5 protein-coding genes are annotated in these 6,075 nt (G+C 64.8%); 3 read left to right on the forward strand and 2 right to left on the reverse strand.

Features of this window, described 5'->3' with window-relative positions:
• Window positions 1-239: 239 nt before the first annotated feature.
• On the reverse strand, window positions 240-1,229 hold the full coding sequence (locus VHL31_RS12500; protein ID WP_329661548.1) for an aldo/keto reductase: 990 nt from the start codon (window positions 1,227-1,229) through the stop codon (window positions 240-242).
• Window positions 1,230-1,559: 330 nt separating this feature from the next.
• Here VHL31_RS12500 and VHL31_RS12505 point away from each other — a divergent pair, with 330 nt between their 5' ends.
• The 3 genes from VHL31_RS12505 to VHL31_RS12515 all read left to right on the forward strand — a co-directional run bounded on the left by VHL31_RS12505 (window position 1,560) and on the right by VHL31_RS12515 (window position 5,387).
• Window positions 1,560-2,738, forward strand: coding sequence for a sugar ABC transporter substrate-binding protein (locus VHL31_RS12505; RefSeq protein ID WP_329661549.1), 1,179 nt, complete (start codon window positions 1,560-1,562; stop codon window positions 2,736-2,738).
• Between the two features lie 77 nt (window positions 2,739-2,815).
• A complete protein-coding gene (locus VHL31_RS12510) occupies window positions 2,816-4,330 on the forward strand; it encodes a sugar ABC transporter ATP-binding protein (RefSeq protein ID WP_329661550.1) in 1,515 nt (504 codons plus the stop codon).
• Between the two features lie 13 nt (window positions 4,331-4,343).
• Complete coding sequence (locus VHL31_RS12515; RefSeq protein WP_329661551.1) at window positions 4,344-5,387, forward strand: ABC transporter permease; 1,044 nt, start codon at window positions 4,344-4,346, stop codon at window positions 5,385-5,387.
• Window positions 5,388-5,482: 95 nt separating this feature from the next.
• Here VHL31_RS12515 and VHL31_RS12520 read toward each other — a convergent pair whose 3' ends face one another.
• Complete coding sequence (locus VHL31_RS12520; RefSeq protein WP_329661552.1) at window positions 5,483-5,677, reverse strand: helix-turn-helix domain-containing protein; 195 nt, start codon at window positions 5,675-5,677, stop codon at window positions 5,483-5,485.
• Window positions 5,678-6,075 lie beyond the last annotated feature (398 nt).

Here is a 6,075-nt window from a genome sequence, read left to right on the forward strand (position 1 = left end):
CCGCTACGAGCGGCGCCTCGACATTCTCCAGGGCTTCCACCTGCTCGCCGCCAGCCTGATCTGCCTCAAGTTCGTGATGAGGTGGTTTTGTTAAGCGCTCTAAGTGTTCGATCCGCAGCTCATGATGCAGACAGAGAGAAATATAAGGAGTTAACGAGCCTTAGCTGGTTATCAGAACAGCTGAGCCGGTTTTGTTCTCTTCTCCACGCATCCTATCCGAAAGCTTGCCAGCCGACTGTTCAACCGGCTGGCGTCGGTGCTGCCTCCGGCAGCACGCCACTATTCTTGAGTTCTTGCCAGAACGCCGTCGGAATAGGCTGTTTCATCAATTCGGCATTCTGCCGGACGCGCTCCGCGTTCTTCGTGCCAGGAATGACTGCAGCCACCACCGGGTGCGCGGCGCAGAACTGCAGGGCGGCAGCGCGCAGGTTGACGCCATGGCGCTCCGCGATCGCGCGCATAAGGTCGCGGGCTGCGACCTTGTCGGGTGGTGCTTCGACATACTCAAAGGTCGTTCCCCCGGCGATCAGGCCGGAATTGTAGGGGCCGCCGACAACCACATGGACGCCACGCTCCACGCAGCGCGGGAAGAACTCGTCCAGCGCCGGCTGGTTCAACAGGCTGTAGCGGCCGGCCAGCAGGAACACGTCGGGGTCGGCCTGCTCCAAGGCAAGGATGCAGGGCTCCACCAGGTTCACCCCCAGGCCCCAGGCCCGAATCACGCCCTGCTCACGTAGCCGGGTCAGTGCCACGGCGGCGCCTTCCATGGCGGTCCTGAACGCCTCTTTCCAATGAGCGCCATGATGATCTTCCGCGCAGTCATGGATATAGACGATGTCGATGCGCGCCATGCCCAGGCGCTGCATGCTGTCCTCAAGCGAGCGCTGCACGCCGTCGGCGGTATAGTCGTAGTCGCTGCGGAACGGCATGCAGTTGATGAATGGGCCCTGCTGGCCTCCCTTGCTCTCATCCGCCCGCAGCAGCCTGCCGACCTTGGTGGACAGCACGAACTGGTCGCGCGGATAGCGGCGCAGGGCGTGGCCGAAGCGGTGCTCGGAGACGCCGGAGCCATAGTGGGGAGCCGTGTCGAAGTGACGGACGCCGGCATCCCAGGCGGCGACCAGGGTGGCATCGGCATCCTCTTCTGAGATTTCTGCGAACATGTTGCCCAGCGGTGCACCGCCAAACCCGAGCGGTCCTGGCGGAACGAAGTGCTTGTCGTTCGACATGGCGGATCTCCCCGGCGGGACGCTCGGTCGGCTTGCGGGCCCAGGCGAGGCCGGCCGCGGCCCGTAGGCGGCTAGATTGGGCACCATCGGGCTAGAGGCAAGCTGAGATGTCGGACACGACAAGGCTTATGCCTTCTGACCCAGCCTGGGATGACGCCGCCCGCCGCTGCCGGCGGTTGCATCACCGCATGATTCACCTAGGCTCGCCCAGCGCATGACCGGCCCGACGGACTTCCCTGGCGGAAACCTTAGACCGGCCATGATCAAAGAAAGGCGACAAGCCGCAGGCACGCAACGATGACGTTGCGCCAGATCGGGGACAGAAAGCGGATGAGATCGATCACGAAGCAGGTGGCCGTCGCGGCAGGCATGGCGGCATCGCTCCTGGGCGGTGCTGCGATCGGTCAGGCGCAGGCCCAGGAGCCCATCAAGGTGACGATCGGCTGGGCGCCGCCGGACATCACCGGCGTGTTCAAGACAGCGACCGACTTCTTCGAGAAGTCGGCGGCCGATGCGAGGCAGCACGGCTTTGAGGTCGAGATCATCACCCGCGCTCCTACCAGCCACCTGGCGTTCGCCGATCAGGTCGCCATCATCGAGGACTTCATCCAGCGCCGGGTCGATGTGATCGCGGTCTCGCCCTCGGAAGTCCAGACGGTGCGTTCAGCTCTGGCTGCGGCCGGCGAGGCGGGTATTCCGGTGATCGTGGTGAACCTGCTGGAGCCGATCGAGGGCCTCGACATCGCGTCCTATATCGGCTTCGACAATACCCAAGGCGGCATGGTCAGCGCCTACTCGGTGGCCGATTATTTCGGTGGCCCAGGCGTGCTTGGCACCGGGACGAAGGTCGCAGTGAAGCCCGGCGACTATCTCGACCTGGATTTTTGGAAGAAGACATATGCGGACTTGCCCGAGGCGGAGCGGGCCAAGGTCAAGGCCAAGGGAGTCATCATCGAGGGCGTCGCCGGCGGTTTCTATTCGACGGCTCGCCTCAACGGCTTCCGCGAGGTCATGGCACAATTCCCGAACGTGGAGATCGTGGGCAATTCCTGTGCTGCCGACTGGAACCGCGAGAAGGCGACACGCTGCACCGAGGACTTCATGCAGAGCGCCGGCCAGGACCTGGACTTCATCTGGGCGGCGTCCAACGAGATGGGCCTGGGCGCGATGCTGGCCCTTGGCAATGCCGACCGCCTGCAGCTGGCCGACCAGCCGCACGAGCAGGGCGCAGGCAAAGTTGCAGTGTTCACCAACGACGTGACGCCGGAGTCGGTCGACCAGATCGCCAATAACCGGCTCGTCGCGGAGACTACCCACGGTTTCGCCGATTGGGGCTGGTTCGGCACCAAGTTTGCGGTGCAGCTCGCCTGCCAGGAGGAAACTCCAGCGACCTTCGATATCCGCCCGCGGACCGTCTATGTCGCCAATGCCCGCGAGTTCTATCCGGACCCGCAGCTCCCCGACATCGACTGGGACACCATCCGGGCGAACTGCAAGAAGTCCGGCTGAGCACTGTCGCTTGAGCAAGGGGCTCTGTTCACGGCGGAGCCCCATCCCACCACACGGTTTTCCCGGAACAGGTAGTGATGGCGAGCGCCTTGAACCTATCGGCCGTGAACTCGTCCGGCGCACAGGTCCTCCTCCGACTCGAATCGATCGAGAAGCAGTTCGTGGGCGTGCGCGCCCTCAAAGGTGTCTCGCTGGAGCTTCTGGCAGGCGAAGTCCAGATGCTGCTGGGCGAGAATGGTGCCGGCAAGTCGACGCTCATGAAGATCCTGGCCGGCGAGTACGCGCCGACCTCCGGGCGGATCGTGGTGCGTGGCCACGAGGTGTCCGGCCTCACGCCTGAGACCGCAAAGTCGCTCGGGATCGGCCTGATCCACCAGGAGCTGAGCTTGGTGCCTGCTCTGACCGTAGCTGAGAATCTTTTCCTCGGCCGCATGCCGACTACACGCTTTGGCCAGATCGACTGGAATAGGGCCTATGAGCTAGCCGCCGAGGCGGTCGGGCGCCTGGGCGTGTTCATTGATCCGCGCGCACCGGTGGGCCGGCTGCAGATTGCCGAGCAGCAGCTGGTCGAGATCGCCCGGGTCCTTGAAAGCAACCCGGAGATCCTGCTCCTGGACGAGCCGACCTCGGCCCTGTCCGATTCGGAGCGCGAGCGCCTGTTCGACGTCATCCGCCGCCTGAAGGGGCGCGGCGTGGGCATGATCTACATCTCGCACCATCTGGCCGAGATTCCGATGATCGCGGACCGGGTGACCGTGCTGCGGGACGGCAGCGTCGTCGGCACGATCCTGCCCGAGCAGGCGGACGAGGACACCTGCATCGGCATGATGGTCGGCCGGTCGCTGAAGGACCAGTTCCCGAAGCCCGTGGTGGCGAAGGGAACGCCGGTCCTGGAGGTGGAGCGGCTGAAGGCCGGCCGCACGCTCGATGACCTTTCATTCACCCTGCACAAGGGCGAGATCCTTGGCATCTTCGGCCTGATGGGAGCCGGACAGGAGGAGGTCGCCGCGGCCCTGTTCGGCCTGCAGAAGAGCCACGGGAGGATCCGGGTCAACGGCAAGGACAAGGGGATTACGACACCGGCGGACGCCATCGCGGAAGGACTGGGCCTGTTGACCCGTGACCGGCGGCAGAGCCTCGTGCCGATGCTTACCGTGGGCCCCAACCTCTCCCTGCCCTGGCTCAGCAACCGCTCGTTCTGGTCAGCGCTCCAGCACAAGCGGGAAGGCCAGGAGGTGGAGCGCTACGTCGCCGACCTGAAGATCCGGCCGGCCACCACCACCAACCCCGTGCGATTCTACAGTGGCGGCAACCAGCAGAAGGTCATCCTGGCCCGCTGGATGTCGAGCGGTGCCAGCATCCTGGTGTTCGACGAGCCGACCCGCGGCATCGATGTCGGGGCCAAGGCCGACGTGTTCGCGCTGATGGGCGAGCTGGTGAAGCGCGGCATGTCCGTCCTGATGATTTCCTCCGAGCTGAACGAGCTGATCGGCATGGCCGACCGCGTCCTGGTGATGCGCGGCGGCAGCGTGTCGGCCGAACTCGCGCGCCACGAACTGAGCCAGGAAGCCCTCCTGCGCCACGCCAGCTGAAAGAAACGAAGAGATGGCTTCTGAGCGTACTCTCCCGGTGGCGTCACAGAGTGCCGGCGCCCGCTACCGCGACCTCCTGCTCCGCGGTGGGCCGTTCATCGCGCTCCTGATACTCTGCGCCTTCCTGTCCATTGCCACGCCGCACTTCGCGACCGTCGACAACATGTTCAACATCACCCGCCAGTCGGCCTTCACGGCGATCCTGGCGATCGGCCAGACCTTCGTCATCCTGACCGGCGGCATCGACCTTTCGGTGGCGGCCGTCGCGGCCCTGTCCGCCTGCGTCACCACCGTCCTGTTGACCAGCCCGCTCGTCCTGTTCGGCCACGATTTCGGGATCCTGCCGGCACCCGTCGCCATCACGATCGGCCTCCTGGTCGGCTGCGCCTGCGGCGCACTGAACGGCTGGATCATCGCGCGCTTCAAGATCCCCGACTTCATCGCCACGCTCGGCACCATGACCGTCCTGCGCGGCGTGGCCCTGATCGTGACGGACGGCCTGCCGGTCCCGTCCTTCCAGTCGATGTCGAGCGGTGCCGCCCTGCCCTCGGCCCTGATCCAGGCCGGCAGCGGCTCCGTCCTGGGCATGCCGATCAGCGCCATCATCGCGGTGCTGGTAGCCCTCGTCGGCTTCTACATCCTGCGCTACCGGGCCCTTGGCCGCGCGATCTACGCGGTCGGCGGCAACCGGGAAGCGGCACGGGTCTCCGGCATCGACATCGGCCGCACCAAGATCCTGGCCTACATGATCTCCGGCCTCACCGCCGCGATCGCAGGCCTCATCATGGTAGGCCGGTTGAACTCCGCGAATGCGCTGATGGCGGACGGCGAGGAGCTGCGCTCGATCGCGGCCGTGGTGATCGGCGGGACCAACCTGTTCGGCGGCGAAGGCGGCGTGATCGGCTCGCTGGTGGGTGCCGTGATCATCGGCGTCCTGAACAACGGCCTGAACCTCCTGAACGTCAGCCCGTTCTGGCAGCGGATCGTCCAGGGTCTAGTCATCGTCCTGGTCGTCATCTTCGACCAGTGGCGTCGCAGAAAGAGCGTAAACGGATGAAGGCTCGATCGGTAACTGCCGCCAGCGTGCCACTAGCGCCAGTTCAGCCCCTAGACACGGTGATCAGGTCGTCTGGTAGTTGGCTCGGTCGGCAGCTAGATCCCGGCCACCATCGTCCACCCCACCCCTCCCCCAAGCGTATCAAGCAGGGTGGAGCGCGGCACCTTGAAGCTCCAGCAGATCGAGGCCTTGCTGGCCCCGTTGTTCAAGGCGCTGGTAACCTGCTCGACCTGCTCCTGACTGAGTGTCGGTGGTCTGCCCCAGTGCCTCGCTGCCGCCACTCCCGCCATCACTCGCTCGTACTGGGCCAAACTACTCAACGAGATGTGGAGGCAGAGGACCAGGCATCATAGGTGGGCGCCCCGCAGACACATGATCACCCTGGGATCATTACATGCTAGTGGATGACGATCGAGACATTGCGGTGCAGGTAGAAGGAACCAGACAGCTCGGCTTGAGCGCTTGAGGCAGGCATCATACCTGCTGGATTGAGCCGAGTGCTCTGGCGCGCGTTTGGGACATGCAGGTGCTCAGTCAGGTGACCGTGCCGTGATCGGGTGATTTGACTGCTTCTGCCGGCTGCACGACGCCTATTCGCCAGAACAGCTGTCCCGGTGCCGCAAGCACATGATGCTCCAGGATGCTGCCCAATGCCCGGACGGTCTGCTCGACAGACACCGGCCCCTTG

Origin of the sequence: Geminicoccus sp. (assembly GCF_036263595.1) — a bacterium.
Lineage (GTDB): Bacteria > Pseudomonadota > Alphaproteobacteria > Geminicoccales > Geminicoccaceae > Geminicoccus.

Excerpts from the sequence above, each read along its gene's own strand:
- VHL31_RS12505 (WP_329661549.1), top strand. The coding sequence starts at position 1,560 with ATGAGATCGATCACGAAGCAGGTGGCCGTCGCGGCAGGCATGGCGGCA.
- VHL31_RS12520 (WP_329661552.1), bottom strand. The coding sequence starts at position 5,677 with ATGGCGGGAGTGGCGGCAGCGAGGCACTGGGGCAGACCACCGACACTC.
- VHL31_RS12510 (WP_329661550.1), top strand. The coding sequence starts at position 2,816 with ATGGCGAGCGCCTTGAACCTATCGGCCGTGAACTCGTCCGGCGCACAG.
- VHL31_RS12515 (WP_329661551.1), top strand. The coding sequence starts at position 4,344 with ATGGCTTCTGAGCGTACTCTCCCGGTGGCGTCACAGAGTGCCGGCGCC.
- VHL31_RS12500 (WP_329661548.1), bottom strand. The coding sequence starts at position 1,229 with ATGTCGAACGACAAGCACTTCGTTCCGCCAGGACCGCTCGGGTTTGGC.